Source organism: Mesorhizobium sp. EU05-FHT14A09 (assembly GCF_058790995.1).
The window spans coordinates 398,068-419,869 of the sequence record NZ_JBYTDF010000002.1 but is presented as its reverse complement, the minus strand read 5'-3'; the positions used below and the strand labels follow the sequence as shown (position 1 = coordinate 419,869).

The window sequence follows — 21,802 nt, the reverse complement described above, 5'->3', positions numbered from 1 at the left end:
GGCCAGTGATTCCCAGCTGATTGCGATCTAATTTGACCGACCAGAAAACACCGCAGGGGCCGGACGGCCCTTCAGGCATCGAACCGATTTCCATCATCGAGGAGATGCAGCGCAGTTATCTCGATTACGCCATGAGCGTCATCGTCAGCCGTGCGCTGCCCGATGTGCGCGACGGCATGAAGCCGGTGCATCGGCGTATCCTGTTTGCCTCGCATGAAAGCGGTTATCACTGGAACCGCAAATATGTGAAGTCGGCGCGCCCGGTCGCCGATGTGATGGGTAAATATCACCCGCACGGCGACGCCTCCATCTACGACGCTTTGGTGCGCATGGCGCAAGACTGGTCGATGAGCGTGCCGCTCATCGACGGGCAGGGCAATTTCGGTTCGATCGACGGCGATCCACCGGCTGCCATGCGCTACACGGAATCGCGACTGACCAAGGTTGCGCACGAGTTGCTGGAGGACATCGACAAGGACACCGTCGATTTCCAGGACACTTACGACGCCTCGGGGCAGGAACCGCGTGTTCTGCCAGCGCGTTTTCCAGCGCTGCTGGTCAACGGTGCCGGCGGTATCGCCGTCGGCATGGCCACGAACATCCCGCCGCACAATCTGGTGGAAGTCTGCAACGGCGCCATCGCCGTCATGGAAAATCCGGCCATCGATCTTACCGAGATGATGGAGATCATCCCTGGGCCGGACTTCCCGACCGGCGGCCTGATCCTTGGCCGCACCGGCATCTACAATGCCTATTCGACCGGCCGTGGTTCGGTGGTCATGCGCGGCAAGGTGCATGTCGAGGACATACGTGGCGATCGTGAAGCCATCGTCATCACCGAGGTTCCCTATCAGGTGAACAAGGCCTCGATGATCGAGAAGATGGCCGAGCTGGTGCGCGAGAAACGCATCGAAGGCATCTCCGATATCCGCGACGAAAGCGACCGCCAGGGTTACCGCGTGGTGATCGAGCTGAAGCGCGACGCCAATACCGAGGTCATCCTCAACCAGCTCTATCGCTTCACGCCGCTGCAGACGTCGTTCGGCGCCAATATGGTGGCACTCAACGGCGGCAAGCCGGAAGTGATGACGCTGCTCGACATGCTGCACGCCTTCGTGGCTTTCCGCGAGGAAGTCATCAGTCGGCGCACCAAGTTCCTGCTGCGCAAGGCGCGTGACCGCGCTCACGTCCTGGTCGGCCTGGCCATCGCCGTGGCCAACATCGACGAGGTCATCAAGCTGATCCGCCATGCGCCGGATCCTCAGTCGGCGCGTGATCAGTTGATGACACGCCGCTGGCCGGCGGCCGATGTCGAAGCGTTGATCCGGCTGATCGATGACCCGCGTCATCGCATCAACGAGGACGGTACCTACAATCTGTCCGAAGAGCAGGCCCGCGCCATTCTCGAACTGCGCCTGCAGCGCCTGACCGCGCTCGGACGCGACGAGATCGCCGACGAATTGAACAAAATCGGCGCCGAAATCGCTGATTTCCTTGAGATTCTGGCATCCCGTGCGCGCATCCAGCAGATCGTCAAGGACGAGCTCATCGCCGTGCGTGACGAGTTCGGCACGCCGCGCCGCACCGAGATCACCGATGCCGGCTCGGACATGGAGGACGAGGACCTTATCCCGCGCGAGGATATGGTCGTCACCGTCTCGCATTCGGGCTACATCAAGCGTGTGCCTCTGTCGCTCTACCGGGCGCAGCGCCGCGGCGGCAAGGGCCGCTCAGGCATGTCGACCAAGGACGAGGATTTCGTCACGCGGTTGTTCGTGGCCAACACGCACACGCCGATCCTGTTCTTCTCCTCGCGCGGCATCGTCTACAAGGAGAAGGTCTGGCGCCTGCCGATCGGCAACCCGCAGTCTCGCGGCAAGGCGCTGATCAACATGTTGCCGATCGAGAATGGCGACCGCATCACGGCCATCATGCCGCTGCCGGAAGACGAAACGAGCTGGGGCGAACTCGATGTGATGTTCGCCACGACGCGCGGCACCGTGCGCCGCAACAAGCTGTCTGATTTCGTCGACGTGAAGCGCAACGGCAAGATCGCGATGAAGTTCGACGAGGAAGGCGATGCCATCCTGGCGGTCGAGACCTGCACTGACAATGACGATGTCTTGCTGACCGCCAATACCGGTCAGTGCATCCGCTTCCCGGTCAATGACGTGCGTGTGTTTGCCGGTCGCTCGTCGCAGGGTGTGCGTGGCATCAACATGGGCGATGGCGACAGCGCCATTTCCATGGCGATCATCGAGCATGTCGATGCGGATCCGGCGGAGCGCGCGGCTTATCTCAAGCGCTCGGTCGCGGAACGTCGTCTTGCCGGTGCCGGCGAAGAAGAAGAGGTCGCGCTGACCAATGAGGAGGTTTCGGAGGAAGCTCAGCTTTCCGATGAACGCTACGAATTCCTCAGGCAGCACGAGCAGTTCGTGCTCACCGTTACCGAATATGGCTATGGCAAGCGGTCTTCGTCCTATGACTTCCGCCTGACCAGCCGCGGCGGCAAGGGTATCCGCGCCACCGACGTCTCGAAAGTCGGCGAGATCGGTCCGCTCGTGGCCGCCTTCCCGATCGGCAATGACGATCAGATCATGCTCGTCTCCGATGGTGGTCAGGTCATCCGCGTGCCCGTGCACGATATCCGTTTCGCCAGCCGCGCTACCAAGGGTGTCACCATCTTCAACACCGCCGAGGGTGAAAAGGTGGTGTCGGTGGAGCGCATTTCGGAACCGCAAGGTGAAGACGAGGCGGGCGACGGGGATGCCGTCGAAGGCAGCGATGACGCGACTTCAAGTGACGGTAACGAAGGCACGGAAGCCTGATCGATCAGGCGGCCGGCTGTGAAGCGTCCGGCCTAAGTGCAGAAATTGCATGTTGTTTAAGAAAGGGCGGCTTTCTCAAGCCGCCCTTTCTTTTTGCCTGCCGAAGGCTGGATCTCGGATCTTGCCCAACCGACGTCGGACCGGTGGCGCATTGGGCGGCCTGTGATCCGGTCTATGGTGTCGAACAGGCGACCTGGGACGAAAGTGAGTGCGGGAGAGACAAATGGAACAGAACGATCCTCTTCTCCGCCTGGCAGCACCATCCGATGTCGCGGCGGTGGCTGCGCTGACCGAGCAGGCCTATGCCGTCTATACGCAGTTGCTTGGCGCGCCGCCCATCCCCGTCACCGAGGCGTACGGGCCGCGCGTCGATGCAGGGCAGGTGTGGCTGCTGGAGCTTTCAAGCAAGCTGGCCGGATTGATCGTGCTTGAACGACATGCCGACCACATGCTGATTTTTTCTGTCGCCGTGTCGCCGGACTTCCAGGGAAAGAAGCTCGGCATCCGACTACTCGACTGGGCCGAGCAGCAGGCGCTCGAAGCCGGGCTTCATCTGGTCAAGCTCTACACAAACGCCAGAATGGAGCGGAATATCAAACTCTACTCGGCCTATGGCTATCGGGAAACCGGCAGGCGGGCCAACCCGAAGCGGCCGGGTTGGACTGTCGTGGATATGGAAAAGCGACTGGCTGGCTGAACCCGATGCGGGCTACTCAATTCCGGAGAACCGTCACACGCTTTTCCCGGGATTGCTTCACCGATGTTTGCCGAAACGATGACGACGATCGAGATCGTCGAGGCGAACGCGTTCGGCTTCCTGATGCAGGCCGAAAACGGTCGCGATCAGCATGGCTACGGTCATTGCGGTGGCGAGCATGAGGATCATCATGACTTATATCTCCTGTTCCCTAAACGAGCAGAAGGTGAATTGGTTTCACCGCGCATGATCATCTGTACGTGAACAGACTTTAACCGTGTGTGATCACGCCGTTCATCTGCTGTTCATGGTTGACGAAGGGTTCACGCCGCAGTCCGGCTGGCCATTTGCGTTCCGGCCCGGTGCCCGCTAGAAGCAGCATCATGACCGAACGCACCGCTCTCTATGCTGGCTCCTTCGACCCGTTGACCAACGGCCATCTCGATGTGCTGAAGGCGTCTTTGGCGATCGCTGACACGGTTTATGCCGCGATCGGCATACAGGCGTCGAAGACGCCGCTGTTTTCCTTCGAGGAACGTTCCGAGCTGATCGAAAAGGCCGCAACCGCCGAGTTCGGCAGCGAAGCCAAGCGTATCCGCGTGGTCTCTTTCAGTGGCCTGGTGATCGATGCTGCCCGCAAGCATGGTGCCGCAATCATGATCCGCGGCCTGCGCGATGGCACCGATCTCGACTACGAGATGCAGATGGCCGGCATGAACGAAACGATGGCTCCGGAACTGCAGACCGTCTTCCTGCCTGCGAGCCCGTCGGTGCGCACGATTACCGCCACATTGGTCCGCCAGATAGCCTCGATGGGCGGCGACATTCGTCCCTTTGTGCCGGCGGCCGTTGCCGGGGCGCTCAAAGCCAAATTCGCGAAATAGGTCCAGACCCTAGATATTTCGGAGATCATTCCATGCAGCTCAAAAAGCTCGTCGCTTTCCTCGTCGTGCTCGCCGGCCTGTTCGGCGGTGCGTCGCAGGCTTTCGCGGCAGACCCAGAAAACACCATGATCATCACGCTGAAGGATGGCGACGTCGTCGTCGCCCTGCGGCCTGACCTTGCGCCCAAGCATGTCGCCCAGATCAAGAAGCTGGTGCGTGAAGGCGCCTACGACAACGTCGCCTTCCATCGCGTCATCGACGGCTTCATGGCGCAGACCGGCGACGTGCAGTACGGCAACATGAAGAAGGGCTTCGATGCCAGCCTTGCCGGCACCGGTGGCTCGAAGGAAGCTGACCTGCCTGCCGAGTTCTCCAAGGAGAAATATGCACGCGGTGTCGTCGGCATGGCACGCGCGCAGGATCCGAACTCGGCGAACTCGCAGTTCTTCATCATGTTCGCGCCGGCACCGTCGCTGAACGGCCAGTACACCATTGTCGGCAATGTCGAGAAGGGCATGGAACTCGTCGACAAGATCAAGAAGGGCGATGCCGCCAGCAACGGTTCCGTCTCGGATCCGGACCGCATGGTCAAGGTTCGCATCGCTGCCGACAAGAACTGAGTTTTATCAAAAGGATAGCAGAAATGGCTGAAATCAAGGATCGCGAAAACGCGCTCATCATGGAAACGACCAAGGGCCAGGTCGTCATCGAACTGTTTCCGGATCTGGCGCCCGGCCATGTCGGCCGCATCAAGGAGCTGGCTCGTGAAGGCGCTTATGACGGCGTCGTCTTCCACCGCGTTATCGACGGCTTCATGGCGCAGACCGGCGACGTGAAGTTCGGCAAGTCGGGCGGCAAGGATTTCAACCCGTCGCGCGCCGGCATGGGCGGTTCCGACAAGCCGGACCTGAAGGCGGAGTTCTCCAACGTCAACCACGCTCGCGGCACCTGCTCGATGGCACGCGCGCAGAACCCGAACTCGGCGAATTCGCAGTTCTTCATCTGCTTCGAGGATGCCGGCTTCCTCAACCGTCAGTACACGGTATGGGGCCAGGTCATCGAAGGCATGGACAATGTCGACAAGATCAAGCGCGGCGAGCCGGTGCAGGATCCCGACAAGATCGTCTCGCTGAAAGTTGCAGCGGACGTGAAGGCCTAATTCCGATGGCTGGCGCTCTCTGGTCGCTTCTCGGCGTCCTTGCGGGCGCCTTCATCGCCATCCAGGCTCCCATCAATGCCCAGCTCGCCCGCGGGCTGGGCGTGCCGGTCGCCGCCGCGGCGATCTCGTTCCTGGCGGGCGCGATCGTTCTCGGCATCGTCACGTTCTTCACCACGCGGGCCCAGGGCATCGCCATCGACTGGCGTGCACCGGCGCCATGGCTGTTCATCGCCGGTGGAGCGCTCGGCGCTTTCTATGTGACGAGCTCGGTGCTGCTGACGCCCAGGATCGGCGCCGCCGCGCTGATGGCATTCCTGGTTGCCGGCCAGTTGCTGGCTGGCATGCTGGTCGACCGGATCGGCTTCCTCGGGGTTGCCGTGCGCGAAATCTCGATGGGCCGTATCGTCGGTGCGGCGCTGCTGCTGACCGGCGCGCTGATGATCCGCCTCTACTAACCCGGCCTTTCGGCAACGAGCATGGTGGCGGATCGACCGAGATCGCGCTATTGCCGCTGCCATGAAAGTGGATCTCTTCGATTTCGACCTGCCGGAGGAGCGCATCGCGCTTCGCCCGGCCGAACCGCGCGATACCGCGCGACTTCTGGTGGTTCGCCCGGGCGAAGGGCTGACCGACAAGCTGGTGCGCGACCTGCCGTCGCAACTCGATCCCGGCGACGTGCTGGTCTTCAACGACACCAAGGTCATTCCCGCGCAGTTGCGCGGTATCCGTCGGCGCGGCGAGGCTTCGGCCCAGGTGGAAGCAACGCTGCATATGCGCACCGGCGCCGATCGCTGGCTGGCCTTCATGCGGCCGGGCAAGCGTATCGCCGAGGGCGATCGTATCCATTTCGGCCATGACGGCAGTTCCTGTTTCCTTGGCCAGCTCGATGCGACGGTGCTTGAAAAGCGCGATGGCGGCGAGGCGCTGCTGGGCTTCGATCTTTCCGGCGCGTTCCTCGACGAGGCGCTGCACGCCGTCGGCCATATTCCGCTGCCGCCTTACATCGCCTCGAAGCGCGATGACGATGCGCGCGACCTCGCCGACTACCAGACGATCTATGCCAGGGAAGAGGGGGCGGTGGCTGCGCCGACCGCCGGCCTGCACTTCACGCCCGATCTGTTCGCGGCATTGGACGCAAAGGGTATCGAGCGCCGGTTCGTGACCTTGCATGTCGGCGCCGGAACCTTCCTGCCGGTGAAAGCCGACGACACGGCCGACCACAAGATGCATGCCGAGATCGGTCATGTCTCGGCTACGGTGGCGGATGCGCTGAACGCGGCCAGGGCGCGGGGCAATCGTATTGTCTGCGTCGGCACGACATCGCTGCGGCTGCTGGAAAGCGCTGCGCGCGCGGATGGCATACTTCGGGAATGGTCCGGCGCGACCGACATCTTCATCACGCCTGGCTACCAATTCCGGACCGCCGATGCGCTGATGACGAATTTCCACCTGCCGCGCTCGACGCTGTTCATGCTGGTTTCGGCCTTCGCCAGACTGGACACCATGCATGCCGCCTACCGGCATGCCATCGAGACCGGCTATCGGTTCTATTCCTACGGTGACGCCAGCCTGCTGTTCAGGGCGTGACGAGGTTCGGCATTTCGGTGCTTTGCGCTTAAGGTGCCCTTGCGGGGGCGGCCATAAGCGGAGGAGCAGGGATGGACCACGATCTCGACGCCATGAGCCGCGACCAGCTTGTCGCGGAAGTAAGGAAGCTTCGCCAAGGCATTCGCCAGCATCGCGATTCGACCGGTCACGATCTGTGCTGGCATCACCCGGATTTATGGGCGCTTTTGCCGGAGAGGACCGATCCGGCAATCGCGGTGCCGCCCTGGCCGAAATTCATGCGCGGCTGCATCCGCTACCGGCAATCGCTCGAGGAGCAGGCAGCCACGGCGCCGGTGCACGACAAGGAGTTCGGCGAATAACGGCGTCAGAACCAATAGTCGGCGACGCTGCGGCCGTCACGGGGCAGGTCGGTGTGCGTGGTCAGGCCGTCGAAATGGTCGATCGGCAAACCAGCTACGGTTTGCGGTTCGGCAAGTCGCACGTTGACAGCCATGCGCCGGCGGCCTTCCCGGTCCAGATGCAGGCCGCGCCACCATGCCAGGTTGCCGCAGGTCGGACAGAAATGGAACGTGAGATAGTCGCCTTCGCTGTCGCTGCGCCTGTAAGAGCGCGTCTCGCCGGAGACCTCGATTTCCTCGCCCTGGTGGCCGTAAATCCACAGCACTCCGTAACGGCGGCAAGCGGTGCAGTTGCACGCTGTCGCGCCATCAGGCACCCCGTTGAACTGCCAGCGCACGGCGCCGCAGTGGCATGCACCTTCGAGCATCGGCATCGGAGAGCCTCACGTTTGCGCTTTCACAAGCTAGGCGCGCGGGCAGAACCGAACAAGGGTTCGTCCCGATTGTCTTGTGACGCGGCGGCGGTTAAAGGCAGCGCATGATCGAGAATTTTTCCTTTTCCGTGCTTGCCACGGACGGCAAGGCGCGGCGCGGCGAAATCGCCATGCCACGCGGCAGAATCCGGACACCGGCCTTCATGCCGGTCGGGACCGGCGGGACGGTCAAGGCCATGTATATGGACCAGGTGCGTGGCGTTGGGGCGGACATCATCCTCGGCAACACCTATCACCTGATGCTGCGGCCCGGAGCGGAGCGTGTGGCGCGGCTGGGCGGCCTGCATGAGTTCGCGCGCTGGCCGCACCCGATCCTGACCGATTCCGGCGGTTTCCAGGTGATGTCCCTGTCGAAGCTGAGGAAACTGACGGAACAGGGCGTCACCTTCCGCTCGCATATCGACGGCTCGCCTTACGAGATGTCGCCGGAGCGTTCGATCGAAATCCAGGGGCTGCTCGATTCCGATATCCAGATGCAGCTCGACGAATGCACGGCGCTGCCCGCGGATGCCAAGGAGATCGAACGGGCAATGGAATTGTCGCTGCGCTGGGCGGAACGCTGCAAGACAGCTTTCGGCCACCAGCCCGGCAAGGCGATGTTCGGCATCGTCCAGGGCGGCGACATCGCGCCGCTGCGGGTGCGCTCGGCGCAGGCGCTGTCGGCGATGGATCTGAAGGGCTACGCGGTCGGCGGCCTTGCGGTGGGTGAGCCGCAGGCGGTGATGCTGGACATGCTGGACATCACATGCCCGGAATTGCCGGTGGAAAAGCCGCGCTATCTGATGGGTGTTGGCACGCCTGACGACATATTGAAATCGGTGGCGCGCGGCATCGACATGTTCGATTGCGTGATGCCGACCCGGGCTGGGCGCCATGGGCTTGCCTACACAAGGCGCGGCAAGATCAATCTGCGCAACGCGCGTCATGCCGACGATCCGCGTCCGCTGGACGAAGAGAGCGATTGCCCGGCCGCGCGCGATTATTCGAGGGCTTACCTGCATCATCTGGTGCGTTCGCAGGAAGCGCTGGGCGCGATGCTGCTGACCTGGAACAACCTGTCCTATTATCAGAAGCTGATGCAGCACATCCGCGACGCGATCGAGGCGGGACGGTTCGAGGATCGGGCCGCCGTGATCACCGAAGGATGGGCGAGGGGCGATCTGCCGCCACGCTAGAGCATTTTGTAGCCAAATGAGATCATTTGGCGTTACAAAAATGCGGCGAAAACAAAAGCTTAGAGCGTTTCCGTAAGAAACGGAAACGCTCTAGTCGTGTTGACCGTCGTCCATCAATCGAGCTTCGACCAGCCGAAAACCTGCCATTTGTATTTGGAGGTTTCTTCAGGCTCTGCCGTGTAGGTCATCTGGATGTCGCCACCCTCGGCGTAGATGTCCAGCCGTGGTGCCGTCTCCAGTTCGAGCCAGAGCGAATCGTTCTTGAACGACCAGCTGCCACACCACACGCAGGGCCCGGAGGCAGGGTCACCCGGCTGATGGAAATTGTAGCTGCCATCGGCCTTGATCTCCAGATAGTCGAAGGCGGAGTAGAAAGCGGTTACCGTCTGCTGGAACTCATTGGCGGCCGCTTCATCCTTCTCCGTCGGGGATCCCTGTAAATCCCGTGGCGGTCGGATCGCCGATCCGCTCAGCTTCCACTTGCCGATGAAGTCCTTCTTGGTCGGCAAGTACTCGGACTGTGCCCATGCCGATGACACAGGCGCGATGGATGGCGCTGCAGCGATCTGGCCGATTGCGAGCAACATTACCGCGGCCGCTTTGGTCCGGGTCTTCATGGGGCGCCTCTCTTGATCTGGAGGGTTGCCGCAGAGCCTTGGTGAGCCGAGGTTAGGCAGCAACTCGTTTACGGATCTCGCGCTGCGGCTATCACCGAGCGCGCGCATGCGTCAATCGCTGCTCGTTTCGATCGGAATGATCCGGGATGCCGGTGCGCTAAAGCGCGTTGGCAATCGCCTGAAACACGTCGATGGCTTCGTATTCCATAGCATTGCCGCTGTTGTTGTAGTCGGCATAGGCCGAGGTCTTGGCAATCACTACTTTGCGCGCCGGATTCACGTAGATGAACTGGCCGTAGATGCCGATTGCGGTGAAGTCGCCTTGCGGCTTGCCGGGTATCCACCATTGGTAGCCATAGCCGAACGGGATGCCGGCGGCAGGGTCTTCGCGGCCCGGCATCAGATAGGGAGCATCGGGCGTTACCGATGCATGCACCCATTGCGCCGACACGATCTGCTCGCCTTTCCAGTTGCGTCCTTCATTGAGATAGAGCAGCCCGAAGCGGGCATAGTCGCGCAAGACCGCGTTCAGGCCGCCCGCAGCCAATGTTTCCTTGTTCTGGTCGATCAGCCAGAAAGCGTCCGCCTCGGGCCCGAGCCTGGACCACAGCTTTTCCTTGAAATAGTCGGGCAGGGGCTTTCCGGTTACGCCCTCCAGGATCATGCTGAGCACCTGGGTGTCGGCGGAGACGTAGCGGTTGACGGTGCCCTGCGGCCTTTCGTTCCTGAGATGCGCGGTGAAGTCATTCACTGAACCGGTCAGGATCTGGATGATGTAGCGGACGACGTCGGAGTTGAGGTCGCCGTAGTCCTCGTTGAAGCCGATGCCGGACGACATCTGCAGCACGTTCTTGACCGTGACGCCCTTGTAGCCGCCTTCGGCCAATGCCGGCGCGTATTTCTCGACAGGATCGTCCAGCTTGATCAGCCCGTCGGCGACGGCATTGCCGACCAGGAAGGAAACGGTCGACTTGGACACCGACATGGCGATTGATTGTGTTCCGGCGTTGTTGCCGCGTCGGTATTCCTCATGGACGATCCTGCCGTCCTTGATCACCAGCAGGCCGGTGGTCTGTGTCTTTTCGATCCAGTCTGCGATCTTGCGGGTTTCTCCACTGGAGACATAGGTTTGCGGCAGCGGTGCTTCCGCCCGCGGCAGTTCGCTCACCTCGGGACCATGCTCGACGCGAATGGCTGGATAGAGTTTGTAGAGCGAGCGGAAATTCTCGTCGATGACGTCGGGCTTGAACGCGTTCGCGTAGGTGTAGACGGCGTGCAGTTCCCTGATCTTCTGGCGGAAGACGAAGCCACCGACCAGCGTGATGGCAACGAGCAGCAGACCGACGCGCAGCGCCCATCGCCAGAATCCCCGCATGATGTCCTCCTTAGCGCATGATCCCGAAAAATCGGAATCGATTTTCCGAAAGGAACATGCGCCAAATCAAAGTTTTAGAGCGTCCTTTGCGCGTCCAAAATGGACGCGTGGCGCTCTGGTGCCGGAACTGCATTGGTTCCGATCGCCTTGAGCCGAATTTGAAGCGATGGCGATCATGCCTGTCAACATACCGCCACGGCAAGCGCAGGAGCTGCCGTCCTGCTCGAAAGCAGCTTGAATGCGTTGGGCGCGTCTGCCAAAACGGAAACGAAACACAAAGGAAGGCCGCTCCGTGAAGACGTTTTTTGTGCAGTTCAAATGCGAACTCGGCAAGGCCTACGAAGTGGCCGCCGCGCTTGCTGACGCCGAACTCGCCTCAGAGATCTACTCGACTGCCGGCCATTATGATCTGCTCGCGAAATTCTACATCGACGACGATCAGGACATCGGCCATTTCGTCAACGAGAAGGTGCAGGTCATTCCCGGCATTTCCGACACTTTCACCACAGTGACGTTCCGCGCGTTCTAAGTCGCGGCGCAATGCACGCCAAACGGGCATCCGCTGCCTCGAAAGCTGCTTTGCCGCCTGCCGATCGTGCAATTTTGACGGATGGGCGGCTGTAACGATGCAAATCGCCGATTGCGCTTGATTTTCTCCTCCGACGTCAGTTGAAATGGCGTCAGAGGGGAGTACGCGTTTGGCAGCTTTCGATGAGATGCTTCCGGAAACGACCGGGCTGAGGAGACCATACTCGGCATATGATCGCTGGCTAAAAGAACAAGACCCAAACCGACTTACCCAGAAGATGGAAGATGCCGAGCGCGTCTTCCGCAAAACCGGCATCACCTTCGCCGTCTATGGCGAGCAGGAGGCTTCGGAACGCCTCATTCCCTTCGACATCGTGCCACGCATCATCTCGGGCCGGGAATGGCGCCGCCTGGCGTTGGGTATCGAGCAGCGGGTACAGGCACTCAATGCCTTCCTGGATGACATCTATCATCGCCAGGAGATTCTGCGCGCAGGGCGCGTTCCCAAACAGCTGATTGCAGCCAATGAGGCATTCCTGCCAGAGATGATCGGCGTGCGGCCCCCGGCCGGCGTCTACACGCACATCATCGGCGTCGACATCGTGCGCATCAGCGAAAACGAATTCTATGTGCTGGAGGATAATGCCCGCACGCCATCGGGTGTCTCCTACATGCTGGAGAACCGCGAGACGATGATGCAGCTCTTTCCCGAGTTGTTCCAGCAGATCAAGGTGCGGCCCGTCGAGAACTACCCTGCGCTGCTCAGGCAATCCCTGGCTGCCGTGAAGCCCAGAGGCGTCGAAGGAACGCCGACCATCGCGGTGCTGACGCCGGGCATCTACAATTCCGCCTATTATGAACACGCTTTCCTGGCCGATCAGATGGGCGTGCAACTGGTTGAAGGGCCGGACCTGCGTGTCGTCGATGGTCATGTCGCGATGCGCACCACGGAAGGCTACAAGCAGATCGACGTACTGTATCGCCGCGTCGATGACGCGTTCCTGGACCCGCTGACCTTCCGGCCGGATTCCACACTTGGCGTGCCCGGCATCATGGATGTCTACCGCGCCGGCAACATCACGATCGCCAATGCCCCGGGCACCGGCATTTCCGACGACAAGGCGATCTATTCCTACATGCCGGAGATCGTCGAGTTCTACACCGGTCGCAAGCCGATCCTCGGCAACACCCCGACCTGGCGCTGCTCCGAACCGGACAGCCTGAAATATGTCCAGGAACACATCTCGGAACTGGTCATCAAGGAAGTGCACGGGTCGGGCGGCTACGGCATGCTGATCGGTTCGGCTGCGACCAAGAAGGAATGCGAGGAGTTTTCCAAGAAGCTCGCCGCCAAGCCCGCCAACTACATCGCCCAACCGACGCTGGCCCTCTCGACCTGCCCGATCATGACCGAGAAGGGCCTCGCGCCACGCCATGTCGATCTGAGGCCTTATGTACTTGTCTCCGACCGCATTCAGCTGGTGCCAGGCGGGCTGACGCGGGTGGCGCTTAAGGAAGGCTCGTTGGTGGTCAATTCCTCTCAAGGGGGAGGCACAAAAGACACATGGGTGCTGGATGATTGAGTGGGCATTAGGCAGTGGGCAGTAGGCAGTAAGGGAGACGCCAAGGGTGAGCCAGATTGGCGAAGGCCTGACCAAACGTCTCATCGAATCTTATCGAGATCTGCGGGTTTGGCAGGTGGCGATGGACTTGGCGGTTGCCTGTTACGATGAGACGAAGGCTTTTCCCACGAGCGAGACGTATGGCCTGACTTCGCAAATCCGTCGATCAGGCGCCTCCGTCGCTGCAAACATTGCAGAGGGGTACGAGAGAGAACAAACTGGATCATATGTCCAGTTCCTGCGCACGGCTCAAGGATCGCTCAAGGAGTTAGAAACGCATATCATCATTGCCACGCGGGTCGGTTACCTCACCTCAATCCAGCAGGACGAGCTGCTTCGAAAATCGGAGGAAGTTGGGAAGATGCTTCGTAGTCTTATCAGAGGCTTACAGAGGAGTGTCTGACTTGGCGTTTTTCTCAATTGATCCTACTGCCGACTGCCTATTGCCTACTGCCTGCGGGAGGCCCTGCTAATGCTTCTCGGACGCACCGCCAACGGCCTCTACTGGATGAACCGCTACATCGAGCGGGCGGAAAACATGGCGCGGCTGGTCGATGCCGGGTTGCGCATGGCGTTGACACGCACCCAGGATGCTTCGGAAGAATGGCATTCGGTGGTGATCAGCGCCGGTTCCGATGTAGCTTTCGCGCAGAAATACTCGGAGTTCACGGCGGCCAATGTCGCCGACTTCCTGCTGCGCGACACGTCGAACCCGTCCAGCGTCATGTCGTCGATCGAGACGGCGCGCAACAATGCGCGCATGGTGCGCACCGCGCTGACGCGCGAGACCTGGGAAAGCACCAACGAGGCCTGGATGGCGCTGAAGCGCATGCTGGCCAGGCCGATCGATCAGCGCGACCTGCCTTCGGTGCTGGATGCGGTCAAACGCGAGACGGCCTTGATCCGCGGTTCGCTGTTCGGCACGCAACTGCGCAACGAGATTTTCGATTTCTCGCAGCTCGGCACCTATCTCGAGCGGGCCGACAACACCGCCCGTATCCTGGATGTGAAGTACTACGTGCTGTTGCCGTCGATCTCCTGGGTCGGCTCGACGCTCGACAACTACCAGTGGGAATCGATCCTGCGCTCGGTGTCGGCGCATCGCTCCTATCGCTGGGTCTACGAGGCAGAATACAAGCCGACGAACATCGCCGACTATCTGATCGTCAATGCGCGCATGCCGCGCTCGCTGACCTTCTGCTATCGCTTCATCCTCGAACACCTGAATTTCCTGTGCGGTGACTATGGCGCGCGCCACGACAGCCATGCCACGGCGGAGCGAATTCATGCGATGCTGAAGGTCGGCTCCATCAAGGATGTGTTCGATGCCGGGTTGCATGAATTCCTGGGCAACTTCATTGCCGAGAACACGCGGCTGGGCGACCAGATCGCCGAAGACTACCGTTTCTATTAGGAGATGGAGTCCGTGATTTCAACTCGTCCCGATTTGAACGCAATACGTCCCAGTTGGCCATCATGCGCCTGAAGATCACGCACCGGACCGAATACAGCTACGACACCCCGGTCAGCTATGCATTGCAGCGCCTGCGGCTTCTGCCGGGTTCGGGTCCGACTCAGACGGTGCGCTCCTGGGCGTTGCAGATCGAAGGCGCCAAGGAAGAGGTGCACTTCCGAGACCAGTTCGCCAACGACACGCGCCTGGTCAGTGTCGAAGGAGCATCGCGCGTCATCGCAATCGAGGCGTCTGGCGAAGTGGAGACGATCGACAAGGCAGGCGTGTACGGACCGCACCAGGGTTTCGCACCGCTGTGGCTGTCCCTGCGCGAGACGCCGCTGACGACAGCCGGCGATGGGATCCGTGGCCTTGTCGCAGATCTCGGCGATGGCCCCGAGATCGAACGGCTGCACAGGTTGATGGGGCTGGTGCGCGATCGCATCAACTATCTGCCGGGCAGCACCAGCGCCGAAACGGCGGCCGAGGAAGCGCTCAGCCTGGGCACCGGCGTGTGCCAGGACCACAGCCATGTCTTCATTTCGGCGGCGCGGCTTCTTGGTCTGCCAGCCCGATACATCAGTGGTTACCTGATGATGGACGGTGTTTCACAGCAGGTGGCGAGTCACGCGTGGGCCGAGGCGCATGTCGCAGGATTGGGCTGGGTGTCGTTCGACGCCGCCAACGGCATTTCACCGGACGAGCGTTATGTTCGTGTCGCGACCGGTCGCGACTATCGCGACGCGATGCCGGTTTCCGGCATTCGGCTGGGCCAGGGGCGCGAGCAACTCGCCGTTTCCATCACCGTCGTGCAACAATAGCCGCGCAAGCGACGTCAAATAGCGCCAGCGCAGTCTTGCGCGCGGTTGCCCAGCGCCATAATGCACTCGTTAATCATTATCGGACCGAGCTCAAGGAGGAGGCGGTATGGATAGCGAAGAATTCCGCGCGTGGTCGCGGCGCGCTGCGGACTGGGGCGCGGACTACCGGGACACCGTGCGCGACAGGCCGGTGCGGCCGCAGGTGGCGCCGGGATCGATCCTGAAACAGATCGCGGCATCGCCGCCCGAGCAGCCCGAGGCAATGGAAGCGATCTTCGCCGACTTCGAGGCCAAGGTGATGCCCGGCATGACGCATTGGCAGCATCCGCGTTTCTTCGCGTATTTTCCGGCCAACGCCGCGCGCGTATCGGTGATTGCCGAATATCTTGTCACCGCCGTCGCCGCGCAGTGCATGTTGTGGCAGACGTCACCTGCCGCGACCGAACTCGAAACGAAGATGATCGACTGGTTGCGCCAGGCTCTGGGGCTGCCGGACGGTTTCTCCGGCGTGATCCAGGACTCGGCCTCGTCCGCTACGCTGGCCGCCATCCTCACCATGCGTGAGCGGGCCCTCGACTGGGATGGCAACAGGAAAGGCCTGCCCGGGCAGAAGCGACTGCGTATCTACAGCTCGAACCAGGTGCATACATCGATCGATCGCGCCATTTGGGTCGCCGGAATCGGTGACGAGAACCTTGTCCGGATCCCAACAACCGGACCGTTGCGCTCCATGGATGCAGCCGCACTGGAAGCTGCGATCCTTGCCGACAAGGAGGCAGGGTTCCTTCCCGCAGGCATCGTCGCCTGTGTCGGCGGCACCAGCACGGGCGGTACGGACGACATCGAAGCGGTGGTGGAAATCGCCCGCCGTCACGATCTTTACCTGCATGTCGATGCGGCCTGGGCAGGTGCGGCAATGATCTGCCCGGAATATCGTCATTTCTGGCATGGCATCGAGAATGCCGATTCCATCGTCTTCAACCCGCACAAATGGCTTGGCGCCAGTTTCGACTGTTCGATCCAGTTCGTGCGCGACCCCGAGAGCCATGTACGCACGCTGGCGATCAAACCGGAATATCTGAAAACACATGGCCACGACGGCATCATCAACTACTCGGAATGGACGGTGACGCTGGGCCGGCGTTTCCGTGCACTGAAACTGTGGTTCCTGATGCGCGCACATGGGCTGGAAGGCCTGCGCACCATGATACGCAACCATGTCGCCTGGAGTGCCGCTCTGGCGGAGCGGCTTTCGAAAGAGCCGGATTTCGAGCTGGTGACTGAGCCGATGTTGTCTCTGTTCTCGTTCCGCCATCGCGCAGGCGAGGGGCGTGACGCGGACGAACACAATCTGCGGCTGGTCAACGCCATCAACGATGATGGCCGCATCTATCTCACGCAGACGCGCGTCGACGACCAGGTCGCGATTCGTTTCCAGGTCGGACAGTTCGAAGCGACACGAGAGGATGTCGAGGCCGCCTTCGGCGTGATCGTCGAGATCGCGCGCAACCTTTCGTAGCCTTCTTAAAGATACAACGGATGCGGCGGGCTGGACGTTCGCCGCTGCTGGCTCTTGCATTTCTTCCATTTTCGTTTTTGGCTAGCGAATAACAAAACGAAAATGGGAACTGCCTTAATGTATCTGTCGCCGCGCCATGCCGAGATCATCCAGATGGCCAAGGAGGCAGGGCGTGTGCTGGTGGATGATCTTGCCGCGCATTTCGATGTGACGCCCCAGACGATCCGCAAGGATCTCAACGACTTGTGCGACCAGCGACTTCTGACGCGCGTCCATGGCGGTGCGCTGTTCCCGTCCGGCATCGAGAATATGGAATACGAGGCGAGGCGACAGATCGCGGCCAATGAAAAGGAAGCGATCGGTCTTGCCGCTGCACGGCTCATCCCGGACAACGCCTCGCTGTTCATCAATATCGGCACCACGACCGAAGCTGTCAGCAAGGCTCTGCTCGATCATGCCGGCCTCATGGTGATCACCAATAACATCAATGTTGCCAACAGGATGCGGGTCTATCCTTCCATCGAAGTGGTGATAGCCGGCGGTGTGGTCCGCGGCTCTGATGGCGGTATCGTCGGCGAGGCGGCAGTCGATTTCATCAAGCAGTTCAAGGTCGACTATGCGGTGATCGGCGCGTCGGCCATCGACCATGACGGGGCTTTGCTCGATTTCGATTTTCGCGAAGTGAAGGTCGCGCAAGCCATCATTGCCAACACGCGCCACGTCATCCTGGTTTCGGACCGCACGAAATTCGAACGCACCGCACCGGTTCGTATCGGTCATCTCTCGCAGGTCAACACCTTCATAACCGACCGTTGCGACATCCCGTCAGTACGCAAGATCTGCACGGAATCCGAGGTTCAGCTCATTGAGACGTCACGATCCTGATATGGAGACGCGCTAGCGTTTTTGGTTGATCTGAATTTCGTTTGACATTCGTTCTGTTTTCGAAATAACATCCAAGTGCTTTCGAAATGCGGCTTGTTATGCTGCAATGCGAAACGTGGGAGGGCATTTTGGACGGAACTCCGGTCCATGACATTTTTGTCATCGGCGGCGGCATCAATGGTTGCGGCATTGCGCGCGACGCGGCCGGTCGTGGCTATTCCGTGTTCCTCGCCGAGATGAGTGATCTGGCGAGCGGGACATCCTCCGGCTCGACCAAGCTTATTCACGGCGGCCTGCGCTATCTCGAATTCTATGAATTCCGTCTCGTGCGTGAAGCGCTGATGGAGCGTGAGGTTCTGTGGCGCAATGCGCCGCACATCATCTGGCCGATGCGTTTCGTGCTGCCTTTCTTCGACGGCGGACCACGTCCGGCATGGATGCTCCGGCTTGGGCTTTTCCTTTACGACCATATCGGCGGGCGTAAGCTTTTGCCGGCTACCAAGACGCTCGACATGCGGCGCGATCCAGCCGGAAAGCCACTCAAGCCGCTGTTTTCCAAGGCGTTCGAATATTCCGACGGCTGGGTCAACGACGCGCGACTGGTCGTGCTGAATGCCCGCGATGCCGCCGACCGAGGGGCGATCATCAGGACCCGCACCAAAGTGGTTGCCGCGCGTCGCGAAGGCGACCTCTGGGCGATCACGATCGAAGACCTGCGCGACCACAAGACCGAGACGGTCAAGGCGAAGCTGCTGGTCAATGCCGCCGGTCCCTGGGTCGATCATGTCCTGGCGAAGACAGTCGGCAAGAACGATGTGCACAATGTGCGCCTGGTGCAGGGCAGCCACATTGTCGTGCGCAAGAAGTTCGACGATCCGCGTGCCTATTTCTTCCAGAACAAGGATGGCCGCATCATCTTCGCCATTCCTTACGAAGATGAATTCACGCTGATCGGCACGACCGACCGCGACTATTCCGACGATCCGCACAATGTGACAATCAGCGAAGGCGAGATCGACTATCTGTGCGCGGCGGCAAGCGATTACTTCACCGATCCGGTGACGCGAGCCGACATTGTCTGGACCTACTCGGCGGTTCGCCCGCTTTTCGACGACGGCGCTTCCAAGGCGCAGGAAGCGACGCGCGATTATGTGCTGAAGGCCGAAGGCGGGGAGGGCGTCGCCCCCCTCATCAATGCCTTTGGCGGCAAGATCACCACCTATCGCCGGCTGGCGGAATCCATGCTGGAGAAGATCGAAGGCTTTCTTGGCAAGCGCGGCGAGCCCTGGACGGCAAAGGGTGCACTGCCGGGCGGCGATTTCCCGGCAACCGGCTATGAAGCAGAGGTCGCGAAACTCAAGGCTTCGTACCCGTTCCTGGAAACCCGCATGGCGCGGCGTCTGGTACGGCTCTACGGTACGCGTGCGTGTACGCTGCTGGGGTTGGCCAAGTCGACGAGCGACCTCGGCCAGGATTTCGGCGCGGACCTCTACGAGGCGGAGGTTCGCTATCTCGTTGAACATGAATGGGCGCGGACTGCCGAGGACATCCTCTGGCGCAGGACCAAGCGCGGCCTGCATTTCGACCGTGAACAGACCGCCCAGCTGGAAGCATTTCTGCGCCGTATCAGCGGCCCGCACATCGCCGCCGCCGAATAGCGCGGCATAGGGAGGAAACCGAATGCTGGAATTGCGGAACGTCTCGAAGGTCGTGGGTGCTGCAACGCACATCGACGACGTATCGCTGACGCTGCAGCACGGCTCCCTGAACGTGCTTCTGGGGCCGACGCTGTCTGGCAAGACGAGCATGATGCGACTGATGGCCGGGCTCGACAGGCCAACCGCGGGCTCGATCTGGTTCGACGGCAAGGATGTCACCGGCGTGCCGGTGCAGAAGCGCAATGTCGCCATGGTCTACCAGCAGTTCATCAACTACCCGGCGATGACGGTCTATGAGAACATCGCTTCGCCGTTGCGCGTCGCCGGCGTTGACAAGGCCAGGATCGATCGCGAAGTGCGGCAGGCCGCGGACCTCCTGAAACTCACGCCTTATCTGGAGCGCACGCCGCTTCATCTGTCCGGCGGCCAGCAGCAGCGTACGGCGCTCGCTCGCGCCATCGTCAAGAATGCCAGCCTCGTGCTGCTCGACGAGCCGCTTGCCAATCTCGACTACAAGCTGCGTGAAGAACTGCGCGCCGAATTGCCGAGGATTTTCGCCGAAGCGGGCACCATCTTCGTCTATGCGACCACGGAACCGCATGAGGCTCTTCTGCTCGGCGGCAATACAGCGACGCTGTCGGAGGGCAGGGTCACGCAGTTCGGGCCGACCATCGAGGTCTTCCGCAAGCCGAACGACCTGATCACAGCCCGCACCTTCGCCGATCCGCCGCTGAACACAATCGTCCTGCGAAAATCCGGCGCCAAATTCCTGCTCGATGGCGGCGTGAGCCTGCCTGTGCCGGCCGACATCACCGGCGTTGCCGATGCCAGCTATACGATCGGCTTCCAGCCGCATCACCTTTCGCTGCAGCGGCCGAACGACCAGGCCGTGCCGGTGCGGGCCAAGGTGTCGATCACCGAGATCACCGGCTCGGAAAGTTTCGTGCATCTCGATTTCGCCGATGCGCGCTGGGTCATGCTGTCCCACGGCATTCTCGACCTCACCACCGACGACGAGGTCGAGGTGTTCATCGATCCCCGCCACATCATGGTCTTCGACGCGGCAGGCCGTTCGGTCGGCGCGGCTCGGCTGGCGGCATAGGAGCGCGGCATGGCACGCATCGATCTCGATCACATCCGCCACTCCTACCTGCCCAATCCGCAGAAGGACACGGACTTCGCGCTGAAGGAGGTGCATCACACCTTCCAGGACGGCGGCGCCTACGCGCTGCTCGGGCCCTCCGGCTGCGGCAAGACCACGCTGCTCAACATCATTTCCGGTCTGCTGCATCCTTCGCACGGTAGGCTGCTGTTCAACGGCAACGACGTCACCAACCTGTCGACCCAGGAACGCAACATCGCGCAGGTGTTCCAGTTCCCGGTCATCTACGACACCATGACGGTCTACGACAATCTGGCGTTCCCGCTGCGCAATCGCGGGGTGCCGGAGGCCGATATCGATCGCAAGGTGCGCGAGACGCTCGACATGATCGATTTGGCCGACTGGGCCAAACGCAAGGCGAGAGGACTGACCGCCGACCAAAAGCAGAAGATCTCGCTCGGCCGCGGCCTGGTGCGCTCCGACGTCAACGCGATCCTGTTCGACGAGCCACTCACCGTCATCGACCCGCATATGAAATGGGTGCTGCGTTCGCAGCTGAAGCAGCTCCACCGCCGCTTCGGCTACACCATGGTCTATGTCACGCACGACCAGACCGAAGCGCTCACCTTCGCCGACCAGGTGGTGGTCATGTATGACGGTGGCATCGTTCAGATCGGTACGCCGGCCGAGCTTTTCGAACGGCCGAAACACACGTTCGTCGGCTATTTCATCGGCTCGCCGGGCATGAACGTGCTGCCGATCGAGGTCCAGGGCAAGACGGCCAAGCTGGGATCCCTGGCGATCGTGCTGCCCGGAGCCCCGGAGAAGACCGGTGGCTCGATGGAACTCGGGATCAGGCCCGAATATGTGCGCCTCGGCCGAGTCGGCATTGGCGTGTCGATCAGCAAGGTCGAGGACGTCGGACGCCACAAGGTGGTCCGCGCCAGGCTGGAAGACCGCGAGATCGCGGCGATCATCGGCGAAGACGAAGAAATTCCTGCTGAGCCGAAGCTGCGTTTCGAACCGGCCGGCATCAATGTCTATGCCGATTCCTGGCGCGTCGAGATGAGGGCCTGAC

23 protein-coding genes are annotated in these 21,802 nt (G+C 61.2%); 19 read left to right on the top strand and 4 right to left on the bottom strand.

The genetic code is table 11. The features are described 5' to 3' along the window. Nucleotides 1-32 precede the first annotated feature (32 nt). Both gyrA and AC3WTO_RS09435 read left to right on the top strand, forming a co-directional pair. Nucleotides 33-2,828 (top strand): DNA gyrase subunit A, encoded by a 2,796-nt coding sequence (gene gyrA, locus AC3WTO_RS09440; protein WP_492460446.1) that lies wholly within the window; start codon nt 33-35, stop codon nt 2,826-2,828. A 223-nt stretch (nt 2,829-3,051) separates the two neighbouring features. Continuing rightward, nucleotides 3,052-3,525 carry a GNAT family N-acetyltransferase gene (locus AC3WTO_RS09435; RefSeq protein ID WP_492460445.1) on the top strand — a complete coding sequence of 158 codons (474 nt, stop codon included), beginning with the start codon at nt 3,052-3,054 and terminating at the stop codon, nt 3,523-3,525. A 57-nt stretch (nt 3,526-3,582) separates the two neighbouring features. On the opposite strand, the gene AC3WTO_RS09430 is transcribed toward AC3WTO_RS09435, so the two are convergent. Further along, nucleotides 3,583-3,717 (bottom strand): hypothetical protein, encoded by a 135-nt coding sequence (locus tag AC3WTO_RS09430; protein WP_275448200.1) that lies wholly within the window; start codon nt 3,715-3,717, stop codon nt 3,583-3,585. A gap of 191 nt (nt 3,718-3,908) precedes the next feature. Between AC3WTO_RS09430 and coaD the strand changes: the two genes are divergently transcribed. The 6 genes from coaD to AC3WTO_RS09400 all read left to right on the top strand — a co-directional run bounded on the left by coaD (nt 3,909) and on the right by AC3WTO_RS09400 (nt 7,496). Beyond that, entirely contained in the window at nt 3,909-4,409 is a 501-nt protein-coding gene (gene coaD / locus AC3WTO_RS09425) for a pantetheine-phosphate adenylyltransferase (RefSeq protein WP_492460444.1), read from the top strand. Between the two features lie 32 nt (nt 4,410-4,441). Continuing rightward, on the top strand, nt 4,442-5,029 hold the full coding sequence (locus AC3WTO_RS09420) for a peptidylprolyl isomerase (protein WP_492460443.1): 588 nt from the start codon (nt 4,442-4,444) through the stop codon (nt 5,027-5,029). A gap of 23 nt (nt 5,030-5,052) precedes the next feature. Further along, nucleotides 5,053-5,568 (top strand): peptidylprolyl isomerase, encoded by a 516-nt coding sequence (locus tag AC3WTO_RS09415; RefSeq protein ID WP_492460442.1) that lies wholly within the window; start codon nt 5,053-5,055, stop codon nt 5,566-5,568. Nucleotides 5,569-5,573: 5 nt separating this feature from the next. Next, on the top strand, nt 5,574-6,023 hold the full coding sequence (locus AC3WTO_RS09410) for a DMT family transporter (protein ID WP_492460440.1): 450 nt from the start codon (nt 5,574-5,576) through the stop codon (nt 6,021-6,023). A 61-nt stretch (nt 6,024-6,084) separates the two neighbouring features. Further along, nucleotides 6,085-7,155, top strand: coding sequence for a tRNA preQ1(34) S-adenosylmethionine ribosyltransferase-isomerase QueA (gene queA, locus AC3WTO_RS09405; protein WP_492460439.1), 1,071 nt, complete (start codon nt 6,085-6,087; stop codon nt 7,153-7,155). A 71-nt stretch (nt 7,156-7,226) separates the two neighbouring features. Then, nucleotides 7,227-7,496 (top strand): hypothetical protein, encoded by a 270-nt coding sequence (locus AC3WTO_RS09400; RefSeq protein WP_492460438.1) that lies wholly within the window; start codon nt 7,227-7,229, stop codon nt 7,494-7,496. A gap of 5 nt (nt 7,497-7,501) precedes the next feature. On the opposite strand, the gene AC3WTO_RS09395 is transcribed toward AC3WTO_RS09400, so the two are convergent. Then, nucleotides 7,502-7,903 carry a GFA family protein gene (locus tag AC3WTO_RS09395; protein ID WP_492460846.1) on the bottom strand — a complete coding sequence of 134 codons (402 nt, stop codon included), beginning with the start codon at nt 7,901-7,903 and terminating at the stop codon, nt 7,502-7,504. A 110-nt stretch (nt 7,904-8,013) separates the two neighbouring features. Here AC3WTO_RS09395 and tgt point away from each other — a divergent pair, with 110 nt between their 5' ends. Next, nucleotides 8,014-9,144 (top strand): tRNA guanosine(34) transglycosylase Tgt, encoded by a 1,131-nt coding sequence (gene tgt / locus AC3WTO_RS09390; RefSeq protein WP_492460437.1) that lies wholly within the window; start codon nt 8,014-8,016, stop codon nt 9,142-9,144. A gap of 113 nt (nt 9,145-9,257) precedes the next feature. Here tgt and AC3WTO_RS09385 read toward each other — a convergent pair whose 3' ends face one another. Further along, nucleotides 9,258-9,761 carry a hypothetical protein gene (locus AC3WTO_RS09385; protein ID WP_492460436.1) on the bottom strand — a complete coding sequence of 168 codons (504 nt, stop codon included), beginning with the start codon at nt 9,759-9,761 and terminating at the stop codon, nt 9,258-9,260. A gap of 157 nt (nt 9,762-9,918) precedes the next feature. Continuing rightward, entirely contained in the window at nt 9,919-11,136 is a 1,218-nt protein-coding gene (locus AC3WTO_RS09380) for a serine hydrolase domain-containing protein (protein ID WP_492460435.1), read from the bottom strand. A gap of 292 nt (nt 11,137-11,428) precedes the next feature. On the opposite strand from AC3WTO_RS09380, the gene AC3WTO_RS09375 reads away from it, so the two are divergent. From AC3WTO_RS09375 to AC3WTO_RS09330, 10 genes are all read left to right on the top strand, one after another. Then, complete coding sequence (locus AC3WTO_RS09375) at nt 11,429-11,665, top strand: Lrp/AsnC ligand binding domain-containing protein (protein ID WP_492460434.1); 237 nt, start codon at nt 11,429-11,431, stop codon at nt 11,663-11,665. Between the two features lie 169 nt (nt 11,666-11,834). After that, complete coding sequence (locus tag AC3WTO_RS09370) at nt 11,835-13,247, top strand: circularly permuted type 2 ATP-grasp protein (protein WP_492460433.1); 1,413 nt, start codon at nt 11,835-11,837, stop codon at nt 13,245-13,247. Between the two features lie 46 nt (nt 13,248-13,293). Then, on the top strand, nt 13,294-13,689 hold the full coding sequence (locus AC3WTO_RS09365; protein ID WP_492460432.1) for a four helix bundle protein: 396 nt from the start codon (nt 13,294-13,296) through the stop codon (nt 13,687-13,689). 69 nt (nt 13,690-13,758) lie between these two features. Beyond that, complete coding sequence (locus AC3WTO_RS09360) at nt 13,759-14,700, top strand: alpha-E domain-containing protein (protein WP_492460431.1); 942 nt, start codon at nt 13,759-13,761, stop codon at nt 14,698-14,700. A gap of 62 nt (nt 14,701-14,762) precedes the next feature. Further along, nucleotides 14,763-15,560 (top strand): transglutaminase family protein, encoded by a 798-nt coding sequence (locus AC3WTO_RS09355; protein ID WP_492460430.1) that lies wholly within the window; start codon nt 14,763-14,765, stop codon nt 15,558-15,560. Between the two features lie 106 nt (nt 15,561-15,666). After that, entirely contained in the window at nt 15,667-17,079 is a 1,413-nt protein-coding gene (locus AC3WTO_RS09350; protein WP_492460429.1) for a pyridoxal phosphate-dependent decarboxylase family protein, read from the top strand. Between the two features lie 117 nt (nt 17,080-17,196). Then, nucleotides 17,197-17,964: a DeoR/GlpR family DNA-binding transcription regulator gene (locus tag AC3WTO_RS09345; RefSeq protein WP_492460845.1), complete on the top strand. Its 768-nt coding sequence runs from the start codon at nt 17,197-17,199 to the stop codon at nt 17,962-17,964. Between the two features lie 98 nt (nt 17,965-18,062). Then, the gene (gene glpD, locus AC3WTO_RS09340; protein ID WP_492460844.1) at nt 18,063-19,622 is read left to right on the top strand and encodes a glycerol-3-phosphate dehydrogenase; all 1,560 of its coding nucleotides are present in this window, start codon (nt 18,063-18,065) and stop codon (nt 19,620-19,622) included. Nucleotides 19,623-19,644: 22 nt separating this feature from the next. Further along, nucleotides 19,645-20,724 (top strand): ABC transporter ATP-binding protein, encoded by a 1,080-nt coding sequence (locus AC3WTO_RS09335; RefSeq protein WP_492460428.1) that lies wholly within the window; start codon nt 19,645-19,647, stop codon nt 20,722-20,724. Between the two features lie 9 nt (nt 20,725-20,733). Beyond that, nucleotides 20,734-21,801 (top strand): ABC transporter ATP-binding protein, encoded by a 1,068-nt coding sequence (locus tag AC3WTO_RS09330; protein WP_492460427.1) that lies wholly within the window; start codon nt 20,734-20,736, stop codon nt 21,799-21,801. The last annotated feature ends 1 nt before the right edge of the window (nt 21,802 follow it).